We start from the raw sequence: 17,794 nt of genomic DNA on the forward strand, positions 1-17,794 counted from the left end.
CGCGTCGCTTCGCGATGGCCTTCGGCCACCCTTGACAGACCGACCCGCCCCGGAAAGACAAGGACTGCCGGGAAACCCCCAAAGGAACGGGACGGTCCGGAGATGGACATGTAGCGGTCTCAGGGACCAGGCGGGCTGGTCGGGGGTCGGCAGACATCCATCCGGGCCGGTACGAGTGCCCTCCGGGCCGCCCCCACGCGTCAGATCGCTACGCGCTTCTCTCATCTCGGCGTCCGCCGCCCGTCTGGGGTCGCTGCAGTAGCCCAGGGACGGCGGGATCGTCATCGGGGCCGGGGGGCGCGCCAGATCGCTACGCGCTCCTCGCCTTTCGGCGTCCGGCGGCCGTCTGGGGCTGATACCGGCACCAAAGGGCGGTGGGATTGGCATCCGGGACCGGCGGGCGCGTCAGATCGCTACGCGCTGCCCAGGTCTCGGCGGCGATCTGCCGTCTGGGGCTGGTACCTGCACCAAATGACGAACAGAGCAGCATCCGGGCCGCCGTGCGCCCCAGATCGCTACGCGCTCCTCCCGTCTCAGCGTCCGGCCGCCGCCTTGGGCTGGTAGGCGAGCCACATGCCAATCGGCAGGGCATCCCGGCCCAAGACGGCCGTCGGACGCCGGACATTCAGGAGCGCGTAGCGATCCGACGCGCCTGAGGTCGCCTCACGGTCTTTCCGTCGGCATCCGGCTACAGCAGCAACCCCAGACGGGCGGCAGACGCCGAGGAGGCAGGAGCGCGTAGCGATTTGATGCGCCACCGGCCCGGATGACGAATCCGTCGTCCTTCGGCTACTGCAGCGACCCCAGACGGACGGTAGACGCCGAGAAATGAGGAGCGCGTAGCGATCTGGGGCGTGGGGGCGGCTCCGATCAGGGCCGATGTCGGCCCGGACGGGATGTCTGCCGGCCCCCGGCCTGCCCGGCTCATCGCTGATCCGGCCGTATGTCCATTCATCCTCCGTCCCGTTCCTTTGGGGGTTTCCCGGCAGTCTTCGTTTTTCCGTGGCGGGACGGTCTGTCAAGGGTCGCCGCAGGCGATCGCGAAGCGACGCGACGAAGGAGCGCCCTTGACAGGGCGGCCCGACGCGGAAGGACGATGAGACTGGCGGGAAGCCCCCAGCCCTCCCTGAGACCGCTCGCCGAGGTTCCGGCCATCCCCGGTGTCGGCGGGCCTTTCTGGCCCGGTCGTCGTGAGGTACCGGCGCAGGGCCCGCCGCACTGTGCCGCCACCGCCCCGTCCGGTGACCCCGCGCGGCGGGTGGGCAGTCACCGGCCCGCCCCCGGCGCCTCGCGGGGGCGAGAACCCCGCCCCCCGTGCCGACGTAAAGACCAATCCTCACCCCACCGGTAGCTCCACGTACGACGGCGTCGGCTCCGGGGAGGTGAAGGACAGGGTGGCGCGGGGGAGGTTGGCGTCCGCGTAGAGGGGGTCCTGGGGGGTCAGGGCCAGCATGGCGCGGTGGCCCGGCGGGAGGTCGTACGCGGTGGGCTGGAGGTCGATGTCCGCGCTGACCAGGCTGTCCGGCGGGGCGTCGAGGTCGCTGAACGGGGCGTGGCTGATCAGGCGGGCCGAGCCGTCGGGCGCGAGGTCGAGGAGGTACGCGACGAAGGTGGAGCCGGAGTTCGCGGCCCGGTAGGTGACGCGCAGGCGCGGGGTGCCGCGCAGGCGGGTGGTCGTCGTGGCCGGGGCGGCGGTCCAGACGGCGGCCGCCGTGCGGTCCATGCCGGCGGCGGCCGGGTAGGGCCTCGGGCGGCCCGCCAGTTCGGCGTGCCCGGCGCGGGCGGCGGCCTCGGCGACGGCCACCGGGGCCCCGACCCCGCACAGCACGCCCGCCGCCCAGCCGGGGTCGGGGCGGTCGGCCAGTTCGCCGGTGCCGGTGAGGTGCAGGCGGCGGATGTGGCGGGTGGGGACGGGCCAGGTGGGGGAGGGTTCGAGGGCCCGGCTCCACATCACCTCGGAGAGGACCTCGCCCTCCCCGTCGATGCCGTTGTCGTCCCCGGCGAGGTGGTGGTCGAACCAGCGCCGGGCGTCCGTCCAGATCCGGTTCGGCAGTCCCGGCAGGCCGGTCAGTTCGGGGCCGCAGTGGTCGCCGATGGACAGGTCGATCCGCTTCGGTCCGCTGAGCTCCTGGAACGTGCGCAGCACCTGCCCGGCCGGGAAGAGGGTCTCGTGCCAGGCGTGGGCGCAGAAGACGGCCACCTGGCGCCGTCCCAGCTCCTTGAGGTGCGTGAACGGTGAGCGCCGCTCCGCCCACGCCAGGGTCTCGTGGAGGTCCCGGCCCGCGAGGACGTTCTCCAGGGCGCGCTCGGTCGGCCGGCTCAGCCTCGCCCGTGGGGCGGACGTGAGCAGGGCGTGGGCGGCGGCGGTGCGGCGGGTGGAGTTCTCCCGGAGCACCTCGCCGAGGTCGCCCCAGCCGCTGAGCGCCGCCACCGCGTCCACCCGGGCGTCGTGCGCGGCGACGAGCTGGGCGATGCCGGCGCCGTAGGAGACGCCGAGGAAGCCGATCCGGGTGACGGGTCCGGCGGCGCGCTCCAGCAGGTGGTCCAGGGCGTGGCGGCCGTCGGTGACGTCGAGCGGTCCGGCGAAGTCGGCGTGGCCTTCGGAGGCGGCGAATCCGCGCGGGCTGTAGGCGAGGACGTCGTAGCCGCCCGCCGCGAACCGGGCGGCCTGGACGGCGTAGGCGAGCCAGCCGAGGTCGGTCCAGGGGGCGGGCATGACGACCGCCGGGCGGGGTCCGGGGCCGGTGTGCCGCCAGAGCGCGGCGTCGAGGAGGTCCCCGTCGGCGCCGGTGACCTTGCCCCGGCTGAAGACGGCGACGGCCCGTACGGCCTCGACCTCGGCGGCGCGTGCGGGGGGCAGGCCGGCGCACTCGCCGCTTTCGAGGGCGGCGGCGAAGGCGGTGAGGGCGGTGGCGTCGAGGTCGGGGTAGAGGGAGGGGGAGGCGGAGGGGAACGGGGAGGAGGGGGAGGGGGAAGGGGCAGCTGGGGGCACGTCGGTCATCCTCGTCGTCTCGTCGTCGCGTGGCAGGGACGTGTTCGGACGTGGGGGGCGGTGCGCTGCTCCTGCTCCGGCGGCGTGAGCGGGAGCACCCAGTATCGGCGTGGTGCGCGGGGCGTGCTCGGGGGCGTGCGGGCGTACGGCCGGAATCGCGCGTGCGGGTGGGAGGGGCCGGAGGCGCGTGCCTCGGGGATGGGGCTGGTGGGGTCAAGTGCCGCGTGCCGGAGGCTGGTTGGCGCGTGGCGGGAACCGGACGGGTGTGGAGGAAAATCATGCAAGCATGCTTGATTGTTTCTCGGGCTGCTGCCAGGCTTCCCCTCACGCCGAGAGGGGAGCACGTCGTGCCCGAGCCGTCCGTCGTCGCCGTCTTCGCCGATCTCCGCGAGGAGGGCCGTGAACTCGACTCCCTCGTAAGGGGGTTGGCAGAGTCCGAGTGGGCGCGGCCGACGCCCGCCGAGGGGTGGGGCGTCGCCCATCAGATCGCGCACCTGCACTGGACCGACCGGGCCGCGCTGCTCGCGCTCACCGACGCCGAAGGGTTCGCGCGGGAGGTGGAGGTGGCCCTCAAGGCGCCGGACTCCTTCGTGGACGAAGGGGCCGAGGAGGGCGCCCGGCTGGCGCCCGCCGAGCTGCTGGCGCGGTGGCGGGCCGGGCGGGAGGCGCTGGACCTGGCCTTGGCCGCCGCCTCCCCCGACGCCCGTTTCCCCTGGTACGGGCCCCCGATGAAGGCCGCCTCCATGGCGAGCGCCCGGCTGATGGAGACCTGGGCGCACGGCCAGGACGTCGCCGACGCGCTCGGCGTGCGCCGGACCCCGACCGCCCGGCTGCGGCACGTCGCGCGGATCGGGGTGCGGGCGCGGGACTACGCGTACGCCGTGCGCGGACTGGCGGTGCCGGAGGGGGAGTTCCGGGTGGAGCTGACCCCTCCCGGCGGGGGCGGGGTGTGGGCGTTCGGGCCCGAGGACGCCGGGCAGCGGGTCACGGGCCCGGCGCTGGACTTCTGCCTGCTGGTCACCCAGCGCGCCCACCGGGCCGACCTGGCCCTCACCGCCACCGGCCCCGACGCCGACCGCTGGCTGGACATCGCCCAGGCCTTCGCCGGCCCGGCCGGTCCGGGCCGTGCGCCCCGGGGGACGCGGTGACCGCCCGGCGCCCGCTGCGCATCGGCAACGCCTCGGGCTTCTACGGCGACCGGTTCGGCGCGGTGCGCGAGATGCTGACCGGCGGCCCGCTGGACGTCCTGACGGGCGACTACCTCGCCGAGCTGACCATGCTGATCCTCGGCCGCGACCGGCTGAAGAACCCGGACCTCGGGTACGCCAAGACCTTCCTGCGGCAGCTGGAGGAGGGGCTCGGGCTCGCGCACGAGCGGGGCGTGCGGATCGTCACCAACGCGGGCGGGCTGAACCCGGCCGGGCTGGCGGACGCGGTGCGCGCGCTGGCGGACCAGGTGGGGGTGCCCGTACGCGTCGCGCACGTCGAGGGCGACGACCTGATGGCACACGGGGGCACGGGGGCAGGGGAGGGGGCGTTGACCGCCAACGCCTACCTCGGCGGCGCCGGGATCACGGCCTGCCTGCGGGCGGGCGCGGACGTGGTGGTCACCGGCCGGGTCACGGACGCGGCGCTGGTGAGCGGGCCGGCCGCGTGGTGGTTCGACTGGGGGCCCGGGGAGTACGACCGGCTGGCGGGGGCGGTGGTCGCCGGGCACGTCCTGGAGTGCGGCACGCAGGCCACCGGCGGCAACTACGCCTTCTTCACCGCCCACGACGTGCGCCGCCCCGGCTTCCCGCTCGCGGAGGTCCACGAGGACGGCTCGGCGGTCGTCACCAAGCACCCCGGTACGGGCGGGCTCGTCTCCCCGGGCACGGTCACCGCGCAGCTGCTGTACGAGACCCAGGGCGCCCGGTACCTGGGCCCGGACGTCACGGCCCGGTTGGACACGGTGCGCCTGACCCCGGACGGCGAGGACCGGGTCCGGATCAGCGGGACGGTGGGGGAGCCGCCGCCGGACACCCTGAAGGTGGGGGTCACCCGGGTCGGGGGCTGGCGCAACGAGGTGGTCTTCGTCCTGACGGGCCTGGACGTGGAGGCCAAGGCGGAGCTGGTGCGCGAGCAGATGGCGGACGCGCTGGCGGGGGTGGCGGGGGTGTCGTGGACCCTGGCCCGCACCGACCACGCGGACGCGGACACGCAGGAGGCGGCGAGTGCGCTGCTGCGCCTGGTGGTGCGCGACCCGTCACCGGACCGGGTGGGGCGGGAGCTGACGGGCGCGGCGGTCGAACTGGCCCTGGCGAGCTACCCGGGCTTCCACGTCACGGCCCCGCCGGGGCCGGCGCAGCCGTACGGGGTGTTCACCTCGGCCCTGGTCCCGGCGGCCTCCGTCCCGCACACGGCGGTCCTCCCGGACGGCACCCGGCTACGGGTGGGCGGCGGGCGCCCGGAGTCCCCCCGCCCATCCGACGCCGACTCCGCGGACTCCGCGCGGGGCCCCGCGCCGGGTGAAGCCGCCCCGGAACCGCCGGACCCGTCCGCCCGGGCCTGCCCCGACGTCGCCCCGGACCCGGCCGGCCGGGCCGGCCGGCCCGGCGCCGCCGGCCCGATGGGTGACGCCGGCGTGGATCCGGGCGGCCCGGCGCCCGAGTCCGGCACACCCGCCCCGGAGCCGCCGCCCGTGCCGGACACCGCGGGCCGCCCCGCCGCCGAGGGCGCCGGGGCCGTCGCCGGTGGTCCGGCCACCGCCGTCCCGACCCGGTCCCGGCCGCGGGTCGGGGCCGGGGGCCCGGATTTCCCCGCCCCAACCCCCGGTCCCACCACCCGCGCCCCCCTCGGGCTGCTGGTCGGGGCGCGGTCCGGGGACAAGGGGGGTGACGCCAACGTCGGGGTCTGGGTGGAGAGCGACGCGGCGTGGGAGTGGCTGCGGGGCACCCTCACCGTCGGGCGCCTCAAGGCCCTGCTCCCCGAGACCGAGCCCCTCGTCGTCAGCCGCCACGAGCTGCCGAACCTCCGGGCCCTGAACTTCACCGTCGCCGGGATCCTCGGCGACGGGGTCGCCTCCGGCCACCGGTTCGACCCGCAGGCCAAGGCCCTCGGCGAATGGCTCCGCGCCCGCCACGTCGACATCCCGACCCGCCTCCTGCCACCCACCCCGGAGGGGACCCGCCCATGACCCGTCTCGGTACCACCGTCGACCCCCTCGCCCCCGAGTACGCCGAGGCCCGTTCCGCCGCCCTGGAGCGGCTCGGTGCGCTGGACGCCGAGCACGCCAAGGCGCTCGCGGGCGGCGGGGAGAAGTACACCGCCCGGCACCGGGACCGCGGCAAGCTGCTGCCCCGCGAGCGCGTCGAGCTGCTCCTCGACCCCGACACCCCGTTCCTGGAGCTGTCCCCGCTCGCCGCCTGGGGCAGCGACCACCCCGTCGGCGCCTCGATGGTCACCGGCATCGGCACCGTAGAGGGCGTCGAGTGCCTGATCACGGCCAACGACCCCACCGTGCGCGGCGGTGCCAGCAACCCCTGGACCCTGAGGAAGGCCCTGCGGGCCAACGAGATCGCCCTGCGCAACCGGCTGCCCTGCATCAGCCTCGTGGAGTCCGGAGGCGCCGACCTGCCCTCCCAGAAGGAGATCTTCATCCCCGGCGGGGCGATCTTCCGCGACCTCACCCGGCTCTCCGCCGCCGGCATCCCCACCGTCGCCGTCGTCTTCGGCAACTCCACCGCCGGTGGTGCGTACATCCCCGGGATGTCCGACCACACCGTCATGATCAAGGACCGTTCCAAGGTGTTCCTCGGCGGCCCTCCCCTCGTGAAGATGGCCACCGGCGAGGAGAGCGACGACGAGTCCCTCGGCGGCGCCGACATGCACGCCCGCGTCTCCGGCCTCGCCGACCACTACGCCCTCGACGAGTACGACGCCATCCGCCAGGCCCGCCGCATCGTGGCCCGGCTCAACCACCGCAAGCCCCACGCCGAACCGCCGTGCGCCGAGGAGCCGCTGTACGACGCGGAGGAACTCCTCGGGATCGTCCCGCCGGACCTGAAGACCCCCTTCGACCCCCGCGAGGTCATCGCCCGCATCGTCGACGCCTCCGACTTCGACGAGTTCAAGCCCCTCTACGGCCCCAGCCTCGTCACCGGCTGGGCCACCCTGCACGGCTACCCGGTCGGCATCCTCGCCAACGCGCAGGGCGTGCTGTTCAGCGCCGAGTCGCAGAAGGCCGCCCAGTTCATCCAGCTCGCCAACCAGCGCGACATCCCGCTCCTGTTCCTCCACAACACCACCGGCTACATGGTCGGCAAGGAGTACGAGCAGGGCGGCATCGTCAAACACGGCTCGATGATGATCAACGCCGTGTCCAACTCGCGCGTCCCGCACCTGTCCGTCCTCATCGGGGCCAGCTACGGCGCCGGCCACTACGGCATGTGCGGCCGCGCCTACGAGCCCCGGTTCCTCTTCGCCTGGCCCAGCGCCAAGTCCGCCGTCATGGGCCCCCAGCAGCTCGCCGGAGTGCTCTCGATCGTCGCCCGGCAGTCCGCCGCCGCCAAGGGACAGCCTTACGACGAGGAGGCCGACGCCGGGATGCGGGCCTTCGTGGAGGCGCAGATCGAGTCCGAGTCCCTGCCCCTGTTCCTGTCCGGGCGGCTCTACGACGACGGAGTCATCGACCCGCGCGACACCCGTACCGTCCTCGGCCTGTGCCTGTCGGCCGTCCACAACGCCCCCGTCGAGGGCGCCCGTGGCGGCTTCGGCGTCTTCCGGATGTGAGCCCGCCCATGACGAACCCGATCACCTCCCTCCTCGTCGCCAACCGGGGCGAGATCGCCGTACGGATCTTCCGCACGGCCCGCGCCCTGGGCCTGGCCACGGTCGCCGTCCACTCCGACCCCGACGCCGACGCCCTGCACGTGCGCTCCGCCGACACCGCCGTCCGGCTGCCGGGGGCCGCCCCCGCCGACACCTACCTGCGCGCCGACCTGCTGATCGAGGCCGCCCGCGCGGCCGGCGCCGACGCCGTGCACCCCGGGTACGGCTTCCTCTCCGAGAACGCCGACTTCGCCCGCCGGGTCGAGGCCGCCGGCCTGGCCTGGATCGGCCCGCCGCCCGCCGCCATCGAGGCCATGGCCTCCAAGACCCGGGCCAAGGACCTCATGCGGGCCGCCGGGGTGCCGTTGCTGGAGCCCGTCGACCCGGCCACGGCCACCGCCGCGGACCTGCCCCTGCTGCTGAAGGCCGCCGCGGGCGGCGGCGGCCGAGGGATGCGCCTCGTACGGGACCTGGACTCCCTCAAGGAATCCCTCGACGCGGCCGCCGCCGAGGCCCTGTCCGCGTTCGGCGACGGGGAGGTCTTCGCCGAGCCGTACGTGGAGCGCGGCCGGCACGTGGAGGTGCAGGTCCTCGCCGACGCCCACGGCACCGTCTGGGCCCTGGGCACCCGCGACTGCTCCCTCCAGCGCCGCCACCAGAAGGTCATCGAGGAGGCCCCGGCCCCCGCCCTCCCCGAGGACCTCCGGACCCGCCTCCACGAGGCCGCCGTCGCCGCCGCCAGGGCGGTGTCCTACCGGGGCGCGGGCACGGTCGAGTTCCTCGTCGGCTCCGACGGCCGCCCGTGGTTCCTGGAGATGAACACCCGCCTCCAGGTGGAACACCCCGTCACCGAAGCCGTCTTCGGCCTCGACCTCGTCGCCCTCCAGCTACGCGTCGCCGAAGGCGAGCCCCTCCCGCCGACCCCGCCCGAGCCCTCCGGCCACGCCGTCGAGGCCCGCCTCTACGCGGAGGACCCCGCCCACGGCTGGCGCCCGCAGACCGGCGTCCTGCACACCCTCTCCCTCCCCGGCCACGTCCGCGTCGACACCGGGTTCACCGACGGCGACAGCGTCTCCGTCCACTACGACGCGATGCTCGCCAAGGTCATCGCGCACGCCCCCACCCGCGCCGAAGCCGTCCGCGTCCTCGCCGACGCCCTCGCCCGGGCCCGGATCCACGGCCCGGCCACCAACCGCGAGCTCCTCGTACGCTCCCTGCGCCACCCGGAGTTCGCCGCCGCCCGCCTCGACACCGGGTTCTACGACCGCCACCTCGACACCCTCACGGACGGCGCCCCCGACCTCGCCCTCGCCTGCCTGGCCGCCGCCCTCGCCGAAGCGGCCCCGGCCCCCGGCGCCCCGCTCGCCGCCCGCCTCGGCGGCTGGCGCAACCTCCGCTCCCAACCGCAGACCCGCCGCTACACCGTCTCCGGCGCCGAGCACGAGGTCCAGTACCAGCCCGTCGACCACCCCGGCGTGCGCGTCCTGGCCGCCACCCCCACCCTCGTCACCCTCGAAGTCGACGGCGTACGCCGCACGTTCCACGTGAAACACAAATCGAACACCGTCTACGTGGACTCCACCCTCGGCTCCCACACCCTCACCCGCGCACCCCGGTTCCCCGATCCCCAGGACCGCACCGAACCGGGCTCCCTGCTCGCCCCCATGCCCGGCACCGTCGTCCGCGTCGCCGAGGGCCTCGCCCCCGGCTCCGCCGTCACCGCCGGGCAGCCACTGCTCTGGCTGGAGGCCATGAAGATGGAGCACCGCATCCTCGCCCCCGCCTCCGGCACGCTCACCGCGCTCCACGCCGCCACCGGCCAACAGGTCGAGTTCGGCGCCCTGCTCGCCGTAGTCCAGGAGGAAACGCCGTCATGAGCCCCGCCGCCACCGAAACCGAAGAACACCAGGCCCTGCGCGCCGCCGTCGCCGCCCTCGGGCAGCGCTACGGCCGCGACTACCTCGCCCGCCTCGCCCGCGAGGGCGGCCACCCCGACGAACTGTGGGCCGACGCCGCCAAGCTCGGCTACCTCGGGGTCAACCTGCCCGAGGAGTACGGGGGCGGGGGCGGCGGGATCGCCGAACTCTCCATCGTCCTGGAGGAACTGGGCGCGGCCGGCTGCCCCCTGCTGATGATGGTGGTCTCCCCGGCCATCTGCGGCACCGTGATCGCCCGCTTCGGCACCGAGGCCCAGAAGCGGGCCTGGCTCCCCGGCCTCGCGGACGGCAGCCGCACGATGGCCTTCGGCATCACCGAACCCGACGCGGGCTCCAACTCCCACCGCATCACCACCACCGCCCGGCGCGACGGCGACGGCTGGGTCCTCACGGGACGCAAGGTCTTCATCTCCGGCGTGGACATCGCCGACGCCACCCTGATCGTCGGCCGCACCGAGGACGCCCGCACGGGTCGGCTGAAGCCCTGCCTGTTCATCGTGGACCGCGACACCCCCGGCTTCACCCGCTCGGTGATCGACATGGAACTACAGGCGGCGGAGAAGCAGTTCGAACTGGTCCTGGACGAGGTCCGCCTCCCCGCCGAGGCGCTGGTCGGCGACGAGGACGCGGGCCTGCTCCAGCTGTTCGCCGGGCTCAACCCCGAGCGCATCATGACGGCGGCCTTCGCCATCGGGATGGGCCGCTACGCGCTCGGTCGGGCGGTGGACTACGCCCGCACCCGCCAGGTGTGGCAGGAACCGATCGGCGCCCACCAGGCCGTGGCGCATCCGCTGGCGGCGGCGCACATCGAGCTCGAACTGGCCCGCCTGATGATGCAGAAGGCCGCCCGGCTGTATGACGCGGGGGACGACATGGGAGCCGGTGAGGCGGCGAACATGGCGAAGTACGCGGCGGGGGAGGCGTGCGTGCAGGCGGTGGACCAGGCGGTGCACACGCTCGGGGGGAACGGGCTGACCCGGGAGTACGGGTTGGCGTCCCTGATCACGGCGGCCCGGGTCGCCCGGATCGCGCCGGTCAGCCGCGAGATGATCCTGAACTTCGTCTCCCACCAGACCCTACGCCTCCCCAAGTCCTACTGACCGCCCCCCGGCTGGGGGGCTGCGCCGGTCCCACTGCGTGGGCCTGGTCCCCTACCCGCCCTTCCGTCATTCCCCCGGGGCTCGCCGCGGCCCCTTGGGGGCTCCTGCGGACCGTGTCCCGGGGGCTCCGCCCCGGGCACGCACCCCCAGCCCGCCCGGCAGAGTGAACGCCCTGCTGGGGGAGTCCCCCGACCGGGGTAGTGCCCGGCCAGAGCGCTGGTCACGGACCCGCCCCCGTCCAGCAGGCGATCACCGGCCGGGGCCGCGCCCCCGGCGCAGCCCGGGCCGCTACCTGGCCAAGCGCCCCGCCCAGTCGGGGCCGTCGGGCCGCGTACCCTCCCCGAAGGGGCCCGGCCGGGGAGGCAAGGCCCTATCCGTACGCCCCCGAAGGAGCAGACGGTCGGTGGTTGATTTGCTACTCAGACCTACCTACTCTTCGCCATATGAGCAACATATACCGGATCTCCGAGTTCGCCCGACGGATCGGTCGGTCTGCGTCGACCGTCCGGCGTTGGGAGAGCGAGGGGCGTATCACGGCGAAGCGCGCCCCGTCGGGGCAGCGGTACTTCACCGAGGACGACGTCCGGGCTGCTCTCGGCATCGCCGCCACTGGCGGCCGTGTCACGGTGGTGTACTGCCGTGTGTCCTCGCCCGGCCAGAAGGACGACCTCGTTTCGCAGGTCGCTGCGATGGAGACGTTCTGTCTGGGGGCCGGTATCCCGGTGGACGAGTGGCTCAGCGAAATCGGCGGCGGCATGGATCTACGCCGCAAGAAGTTCCTCGCGCTGATGGACCGGATCGAGCAGGGCGAGGTTGCCCGGCTGGTGATCGCGCACAAGGACCGGCTTGCCCGCTTCGGGTTCGACCTGGTCGAGCACATCGCCGAGCGGCACGGCTGCGAGATCGTCATCGCGAATGCCGAATCGCTCTCCCCTCAGCAGGAACTGGTGGAGGACCTGCTCGCGATCGTGCACACCTTCTCCGAGCGCCTGCACGGTCTGCGGCGCTACGAGAAGACGTTGCAGGACGAGCTGACCGCTGGGCGCCGGTGAAGGTCACCCGCATCGCCTACTCCAAGAGCCTCAACGCCGGGAAGTACGCGCAGCTCGAAGAGCAGGCCCGCAGGCTCGGACGGGTACGAGCCCTGGTGTGGGCCCGCTGCGGCTCCCCGCTGCGTGACCGTGTCAAGGACCGCACGATCCGCGACGCCTGGATGGCCGACGGCACCGCCGACACCTTCGGCGTGCTCGCCAACGCATGGAAGGAGACCGTGCGGGACGCGGTCGCCGACATCACCGCACACCGCGAGGCGGGCAAGGCAATGGTCCGCAAGGCCGTCCACCGCCACTACCGCGACGAAGCCCGGCGCAAGAAGGCGTACACCGATCTCAAGTACGGCCGCTGGCACGACGACGCCTTCCTGGCCCGGAAGATGCGTCAGCACGTCAAACATGGGAAAAGCCGGACGGCGAACCAGATTGTGGTCCGCTCCGACCAGTACAACGTGTGGACGATGGTCGACGGCAACGTGTGGATCGACATCCCGGGCCTGGCACGCCGCCAGAAGATCGCCATCCCGCTCAACACCGTCCACGCCCCGACCGGAACCCTGCGCCTGATCCTGCGCGCTGGTCGTGTTGAAGTGCACTATGCCGTCGACGCACCCGACCTCCGCGCCACCCGCCCCTGCGGAACCGCGACGATCGGCGTGGACAAGGGCTACACCGAAGTCCTCACCGATTCCGACGGCATCCACTACGGCGAGCAGCTCGGCACCCTGCTGCGCTGCGAGTCCGACCATCTCAAGACCAAGAACGCCCGCCGGGCGAAGATCCGGTCCGTCGCCGACAAGGCCCGCAGGGCCGGAGACCTGGCGAAGGCCGACCGCATCGAGCGCAACAACCTAGGCCTGGCCAAGCGGAACCGGCGCCGCGCCCGTTTCGAGTTCCGCGTGCGCACGGCCACCTTCACTGCCGTCCACGCCGTCATCGACAAGGCCGCCCATGTGGTGGCCGAAGACCTCACCCGGCCTTTCACCTCACGCAAGAAGCTGGGAAAGAGCACCAACCGCCGTCTCGCCGCCTGGACCAAGGGCATCACGGCTGAGGCGCTCAACAGCGTGGCGGAGCGCAGAGGTTCTGCGCTGACGCTGGTCAACGCGGCCTACAGCTCACAAGTCGTCCCCTGCTGCCGGATCATCGGCAGACGCGCGGGGGACCGGCTTCACTGCACCCGGTGCGGGGAGCTGTGGCAAGCAGACCATGCGGCTGCGATCAACGTCCTGGAACGAGACGGTGACCCCGCCATCACCCTCTACACCCCCTACACCCGGGTGAAAGAGATCATCCAGGAACGAGATCGCCTGCGGACCAGACTGCCGGTCCAGGACTCCAGCACCTCTGTGCGGAGAGCGAATCATCCGATCCGAGCAGTAACGCTCACCGAACAGGAAGCAGACATGGCCCCACTCGTGCACGCCGCCCAGGCGACCGGCATCACCACCCTCACCCTCGACTCCCCGGCCAACCGCAACGCGCTCTCCGCGCAGCTCGTCGCCGAGCTGCGCGCCGCACTCGCCGCGGCCGCCGAGGACGCCGACACCCGCGCGGTGCTCCTCACCCACACCGGCAACACCTTCTGCGCCGGCGCCGACCTCAAGTCACCCTGCGACCCCGCGGACTTCCTCGCCCTGCTGCGCGAGCTCACCACGCTCGCCAAGCCGGTCGTCGCCCGCGTCACCGGACACGTCCGCGCCGGCGGCCTCGGCCTCCTCGGCGCCTGCGACATCGCCGCCGCCGGGCCGCAGTCCTCGTACGCCTTCACCGAGACCCACCTCGGCCTGGCCCCGGCCGTGATCTCCATGACCCTGCTGCCCCGCCTCGACCCCCGCGCGGCCTCCCGCTACTTCCTGACCGCCGAACCCTTCGACGCCGCCGAGGCCACCCGCATAGGGCTGCTCACCCTCCACACCGCCGGAGACCCCGACACCGCCCTCGCGCCCGTCCTCGACGGGCTGCGCAAGGCCTCCCCGCAGGCCCTCGCGGAGACCAAGGCGATGGTGGCCGCCGGTGTGCGGGAAGCCCTGGACCGCGACGGCGACCGCCTGACGGAACTCTCCGCGCGACTCTTCGCCTCCGCCGAGGCCCGCGAGGGCATCACCGCCCGCTTCGAGCGCCGGGACCCGTCATGGGTGCGCTGACCGACGCCGAGGCCGGCGAACCCCGCACCGGCGGGCCCCGCACCACCGGAACCCGCTCCCGCACCCGCACCACCCCCTTCCGCGGCCTCCCCAAGCAGGCCCGCAGCCGGGTCACCCGGCGGCACCTGCTGGAGGCGGCGGTCTCCTGCCTCGCCGAGCACGGCTGGGCGGGGTCCACCGTCGCCGTGGTCGCCGAGCGGGCCGGGGTGTCGCGCGGTGCGGCCCAGCACCACTTCCCCACCCGGGAGTCCCTCTTCACCGCCGCCGTCGAGTACGTCTCCGAGGAACGCTCCACCGCCCTGCGGGAGCTGTTCCAGGCCGCCCCCGCGCCCAGGCCGGCGGTGCTGGAGGCGCTGGTCGACCTCTACACCGGGGCCCTGTTCCGGGCCGCGCTCCAGCTGTGGGTGGCCGCGTCCAACGAGGAGCAGCTGCGGCCCCAGGTCACCGAGCTGGAGGCCAGGGTCGGCCGGGAGACCCACCGCATCGCGGTCGAGCTGCTGGGCGCGGACGAGTCGGCGCCGGGCGTACGGGAGACCGTGCAGGGCTTCCTCGACATGGCCCGGGGCCTGGGCCTGGCGAACGTGCTGACCGACGACACGGCCCGCCGGGAGCGGGTCGTCGCCCAGTGGTCGCGGATCATCGACGCCGCGCTGGGCTGACGAGGAGAAGGGTGCCGCACCCCGGTACGGGGTGCGGCACCCTACGAGCGCGGGGCCGTCAGGCCGTGGCCGCGATGTCCGTGATGGTGGAGTAGCCCTCGATGTCACGCGGGTCGCGCCGCCCCGGGCCGATGTAGCGGGCCGAGGGGCGGACCAGGCGGCCCGTGCGCTTCTGCTCCAGGATGTGCGCGGACCAGCCGGCCGTGCGGGCGCAGCTGAACATGGAGGTGAACATGTGCGCCGGGACCTCCGCGAAGTCCAGCATGATCGCGGCCCAGAACTCCACGTTGGTCGCGAGCACCCGGTCGGGGCGGCGGGCGTGCAGCTCCTCCAGGGCGGCCTTCTCCAGGGCGGCGGCCACCTCGTAGCGCGGGGCGTCCAGCTCCTTGGCGGTGCGCCGCAGGACGCGGGCGCGGGGGTCCTCGGCGCGGTAGACGCGGTGGCCGAAGCCCATGAGGCGCTCGCCCTTGTCGAGGGCCTTCTTCACGTACGCCTCGGCGTCGCCGGTGCGCTCGATCTCCTCGATCATGCCGAGGACGCGGGAGGGCGCGCCGCCGTGCAGGGGCCCGGACATGGCGCCGACGGCGCCCGACAGGGCGGCGGCGACGTCGGCGCCGGTGGAGGCGATGACGCGGGCGGTGAAGGTGGAGGCGTTCATGCCGTGCTCGGCGGCCGAGGTCCAGTAGGCGTCGACGGCCTTGACGTGCTTGGGGTCGGGCTCGCCGCGCCAGCGGATCATGAACCGTTCGACCACGGACTCGGCCTTGTCGATCTCCCGCTGGGGCACCATCGGCAGGCCCTGGCCGCGGGCGGACTGGGCGACGTACGAGAGGGCCATGACGGCGGCCCGCGCGAGGTCGTCGCGGGCGGTTCGCTCGTCGATGTCGAGGAGCGGTTTGAGGCCCCAGACGGGCGCGAGCATGGCGAGCGCGGACTGCACGTCGACGCGGATGTCACCGGAGTGGACCGGGATCGGGAAGGGTTCGGCGGCCGGCAGGCCGGGGTTGAAGGCGCCGTCGACCAGCAGCCCCCAGACGTTCCCGAAGGAGACGTGGCCCACGAGGTCTTCGATGTCGACCCCGCGGTAGCGGAGCGCTCCGCCTTCCTTGTCGGGTTCGGCGATCTCCGTCTCGAACGCGACGACCCCTTCGAGTCCGGGTACGAAGTCGGACATGCGGCGGCTCCCTCAGATAGTGCGAACACGCGCGGTTCCCGGCGTGATTCGCGGTCCGGCGCGGTCATCACCGTTGATGCCCGGCACGGCCGATGGTCATCCGTGCGGGGACCCTCGGACCGGCCCCAAGATTTTGTCCGTTCCACCGGACCTTCGGAAGCGTGACATACGGCACACCCGCCGTCGGGTTGCTGCGGCAGGATGGCGTCGTGACCGATCAGGACATTGACCCCGCCGCCATGCGCCAGCAGTACCGCTCCGAGATCGTCGAGGAGGCGGGTCTCGCCGAGGACCCGATGGCGCAGTTCGCCCGGTGGTTCCAGCAGGCCGCCGACTCGGACCTCTTCGAGCCGAACGCGATGGTCGTCTCGACCGCGACCGCCGGGGGCCGGCCCAGTTCCCGCACCGTGCTGCTGAAGCAGTTCGACTCGCGGGGCTTCGTGTTCTTCACCAATTACGGCTCCCGCAAGGCGCGCGAGATCGAGGAGAACCCGTACGTCTCGCTCCTCTTCCCCTGGCATCCGATCGCCCGCCAGGTGATCGTGACGGGCCGGGCGGCCCGGGTCGGCCGTGACGAGACGGCCGCCTACTTCCGCTCCCGGCCGCACGGCTCCCAGCTGGGGGCGTGGGCGAGCGAGCAGTCCCGGGTGATCGGTTCGCGCGCGGAGCTGGACCGCCGTTACGCGGAGCTGGCGGAGCGCTACCCGGAGGGCGAGCAGGTGCCGGTGCCGCCGGAGTGGGGCGGGCTGCGGGTGGTGCCCGACGCGCTGGAGTTCTGGCAGGGGCACGAGAACCGGCTGCACGACCGGCTGCGGTACGTACTCGACGGGGAGAAGTGGCGGGTCGAGCGCCTGTGCCCCTGAGGGGCCGCCTGTGCCCCTGAGGGGCCGCGGAAAAGCAGGCGACCCGCGGGCTCGGGTTCCTCTCCTGCAGTGAGAGGAGCCGGCCGGACGTGCCGGCGAGCCCGCGGGTCGGGTGACTGCTTGGGATTGGCACCGGGCGGCTAGCTTCCGCCGGGCACCGCACTGGGTGCGTTGCTGACGACGGGCCCTTAGCCCGCAGCCACCTCACGCGTCCGGTTTCCGTACATTTCGGGAACCACCTCCCTTCTCGTGTACGGCAGAGCCTAGGCCCCCTCCGGGGGGCCCTCAACTTATTTATCGGGTTCCGCGCGGAGTGCGGCAACTGCCCTGTCCCGGGGGTGAGTTACTCCCTACACTGGCCGTCCGCCACCGGGGGAGGGGTGCCATGGGCGCCGAGATGCTGCCGCGCGACTACCGGATCCGGTCCCAGCAGATGACCGCCGTCTACGTGGCGGTGGGCGTCGGGCTGCCGGGCATAGCCCTGTCCGTGCTGAACCTGGACGACGTCCCCGGCGCGGTGAAGCTGGTGGTCATGGCCGCCGTCCTGGTCCTCTTCGGCTGGCTGGTGTGGGCCTCCAAGCGCTGTGCGACCTCCGCCGACCTCAAGGGGATCCGGGTCCGCCGGTTCACCGGGAGCAGGCGGCTGGCCTGGGAGGACATCCAGGAGATCCGGGCCGTGCGCAACCCGAGCGCCGCCATGGGGCAGAACCAGCCCACCCTGATCTCGTACGCCTACGACGGCGAGGGCCGCCGCGTCCAGCTGATGTACGTGGACGACAACCACGTGGACGTCGCGCGCGAGATCGCCGTGATCCGGGCCGCCTGGGAGGAGCTACGGGGGCCCGACTGGGCGCCGGACCCGCAGGCGCGCGGGCGCATGGAGCGGCAGGCGGTGCGCGAGGGGCGGGTGATGAAGGCGACGTTCTGGGGGTGCGGGATCTTCTTCGTACTCTTCGTCATCGCGATGGTCGTCATGGTCGTGAGCACCTGAGGTTCGCGGGGAGCCGGCGCCCTCATCGGACATTCCGGGAGGAATCCGAGAACCGCGTGTGGCCTGGGTC

12 protein-coding genes and 1 pseudogene are annotated in these 17,794 nt (G+C 73.5%); 11 read left to right on the top strand and 2 right to left on the bottom strand.

The genetic code is table 11. The annotated features are described in order from the left end of the window. Positions 1 to 1,336 precede the first annotated feature (1,336 nt). Positions 1,337 to 2,992: a CocE/NonD family hydrolase gene (locus tag ACFVXK_RS22775; protein ID WP_389614406.1), complete on the bottom strand. Its 1,656-nt coding sequence runs from the start codon at positions 2,990 to 2,992 to the stop codon at positions 1,337 to 1,339. A 347-nt stretch (positions 2,993 to 3,339) separates the two neighbouring features. On the opposite strand from ACFVXK_RS22775, the gene ACFVXK_RS22780 reads away from it, so the two are divergent. The 9 genes and pseudogenes from ACFVXK_RS22780 to ACFVXK_RS22820 all read left to right on the top strand — a co-directional run bounded on the left by ACFVXK_RS22780 (position 3,340) and on the right by ACFVXK_RS22820 (position 14,696). Then, a complete protein-coding gene (locus ACFVXK_RS22780) occupies positions 3,340 to 4,140 on the top strand; it encodes a TIGR03084 family metal-binding protein (RefSeq protein ID WP_389614408.1) in 801 nt (266 codons plus the stop codon). A gap of 71 nt (positions 4,141 to 4,211) precedes the next feature. After that, on the top strand, positions 4,212 to 6,167 hold the full coding sequence (locus ACFVXK_RS22785; protein WP_389614443.1) for an acyclic terpene utilization AtuA family protein: 1,956 nt from the start codon (positions 4,212 to 4,214) through the stop codon (positions 6,165 to 6,167). Further along, positions 6,164 to 7,762 (top strand): acyl-CoA carboxylase subunit beta, encoded by a 1,599-nt coding sequence (locus ACFVXK_RS22790; protein ID WP_389614410.1) that lies wholly within the window; start codon positions 6,164 to 6,166, stop codon positions 7,760 to 7,762. Before ACFVXK_RS22785 ends, ACFVXK_RS22790 begins: the two co-directional genes overlap by 4 nt. Positions 7,763 to 7,770: 8 nt before the next feature. Next, positions 7,771 to 9,678, top strand: a complete 1,908-nt coding sequence (locus tag ACFVXK_RS22795) for a biotin carboxylase N-terminal domain-containing protein (protein ID WP_389614412.1) — start codon at positions 7,771 to 7,773, stop codon at positions 9,676 to 9,678. Continuing rightward, entirely contained in the window at positions 9,675 to 10,838 is a 1,164-nt protein-coding gene (locus ACFVXK_RS22800; protein WP_389614414.1) for an acyl-CoA dehydrogenase family protein, read from the top strand. Before ACFVXK_RS22795 ends, ACFVXK_RS22800 begins: the two co-directional genes overlap by 4 nt. Positions 10,839 to 11,281: 443 nt before the next feature. Beyond that, positions 11,282 to 11,890, top strand: coding sequence for an IS607 family transposase (locus ACFVXK_RS22805; protein ID WP_389614416.1), 609 nt, complete (start codon positions 11,282 to 11,284; stop codon positions 11,888 to 11,890). Between the two features lie 461 nt (positions 11,891 to 12,351). After that, a pseudogene (locus ACFVXK_RS22810) lies at positions 12,352 to 13,116 on the top strand (zinc ribbon domain-containing protein); the annotation flags it as partial. Positions 13,117 to 13,296: 180 nt separating this feature from the next. Then, positions 13,297 to 14,037, top strand: a complete 741-nt coding sequence (locus ACFVXK_RS22815) for an enoyl-CoA hydratase family protein (protein ID WP_389614445.1) — start codon at positions 13,297 to 13,299, stop codon at positions 14,035 to 14,037. Beyond that, complete coding sequence (locus ACFVXK_RS22820) at positions 14,025 to 14,696, top strand: TetR/AcrR family transcriptional regulator (RefSeq protein ID WP_389614418.1); 672 nt, start codon at positions 14,025 to 14,027, stop codon at positions 14,694 to 14,696. Before ACFVXK_RS22815 ends, ACFVXK_RS22820 begins: the two co-directional genes overlap by 13 nt. 58 nt (positions 14,697 to 14,754) lie before the next feature. On the opposite strand, the gene ACFVXK_RS22825 is transcribed toward ACFVXK_RS22820, so the two are convergent. Beyond that, positions 14,755 to 15,870, bottom strand: a complete 1,116-nt coding sequence (locus ACFVXK_RS22825; RefSeq protein WP_389614420.1) for a citrate synthase 2 — start codon at positions 15,868 to 15,870, stop codon at positions 14,755 to 14,757. Positions 15,871 to 16,109: 239 nt separating this feature from the next. On the opposite strand from ACFVXK_RS22825, the gene pdxH reads away from it, so the two are divergent. Next, a complete protein-coding gene (gene pdxH / locus ACFVXK_RS22830) occupies positions 16,110 to 16,733 on the top strand; it encodes a pyridoxamine 5'-phosphate oxidase (RefSeq protein ID WP_389614447.1) in 624 nt (207 codons plus the stop codon). 385 nt (positions 16,734 to 17,118) lie between these two features. Further along, the gene (locus ACFVXK_RS22835; protein ID WP_389614422.1) at positions 17,119 to 17,724 is read left to right on the top strand and encodes a PH domain-containing protein; all 606 of its coding nucleotides are present in this window, start codon (positions 17,119 to 17,121) and stop codon (positions 17,722 to 17,724) included. Positions 17,725 to 17,794 lie beyond the last annotated feature (70 nt).

The sequence above is a fragment of the Streptomyces sp. NPDC058157 genome, from assembly GCF_042884105.1.
Lineage (GTDB): Bacteria > Actinomycetota > Actinomycetes > Streptomycetales > Streptomycetaceae > Streptomyces.

What these genes read in the sequence shown, in the direction of transcription:
- ACFVXK_RS22785 (WP_389614443.1), top strand. Translation starts at nt 4,212, where the DNA reads ATGCTGACCGGCGGCCCGCTGGACGTCCTGACGGGCGACTACCTCGCC.
- ACFVXK_RS22790 (WP_389614410.1), top strand. Translation starts at nt 6,164, where the DNA reads ATGACCCGTCTCGGTACCACCGTCGACCCCCTCGCCCCCGAGTACGCC.
- ACFVXK_RS22795 (WP_389614412.1), top strand. Translation starts at nt 7,771, where the DNA reads ATGACGAACCCGATCACCTCCCTCCTCGTCGCCAACCGGGGCGAGATC.
- ACFVXK_RS22800 (WP_389614414.1), top strand. Translation starts at nt 9,675, where the DNA reads ATGAGCCCCGCCGCCACCGAAACCGAAGAACACCAGGCCCTGCGCGCC.
- ACFVXK_RS22805 (WP_389614416.1), top strand. Translation starts at nt 11,282, where the DNA reads ATGAGCAACATATACCGGATCTCCGAGTTCGCCCGACGGATCGGTCGG.
- ACFVXK_RS22815 (WP_389614445.1), top strand. Translation starts at nt 13,297, where the DNA reads ATGGCCCCACTCGTGCACGCCGCCCAGGCGACCGGCATCACCACCCTC.
- ACFVXK_RS22820 (WP_389614418.1), top strand. Translation starts at nt 14,025, where the DNA reads ATGGGTGCGCTGACCGACGCCGAGGCCGGCGAACCCCGCACCGGCGGG.
- ACFVXK_RS22825 (WP_389614420.1), bottom strand. Translation starts at nt 15,870, where the DNA reads ATGTCCGACTTCGTACCCGGACTCGAAGGGGTCGTCGCGTTCGAGACG.
- pdxH (WP_389614447.1), top strand. Translation starts at nt 16,110, where the DNA reads ATGCGCCAGCAGTACCGCTCCGAGATCGTCGAGGAGGCGGGTCTCGCC.
- ACFVXK_RS22835 (WP_389614422.1), top strand. Translation starts at nt 17,119, where the DNA reads ATGGGCGCCGAGATGCTGCCGCGCGACTACCGGATCCGGTCCCAGCAG.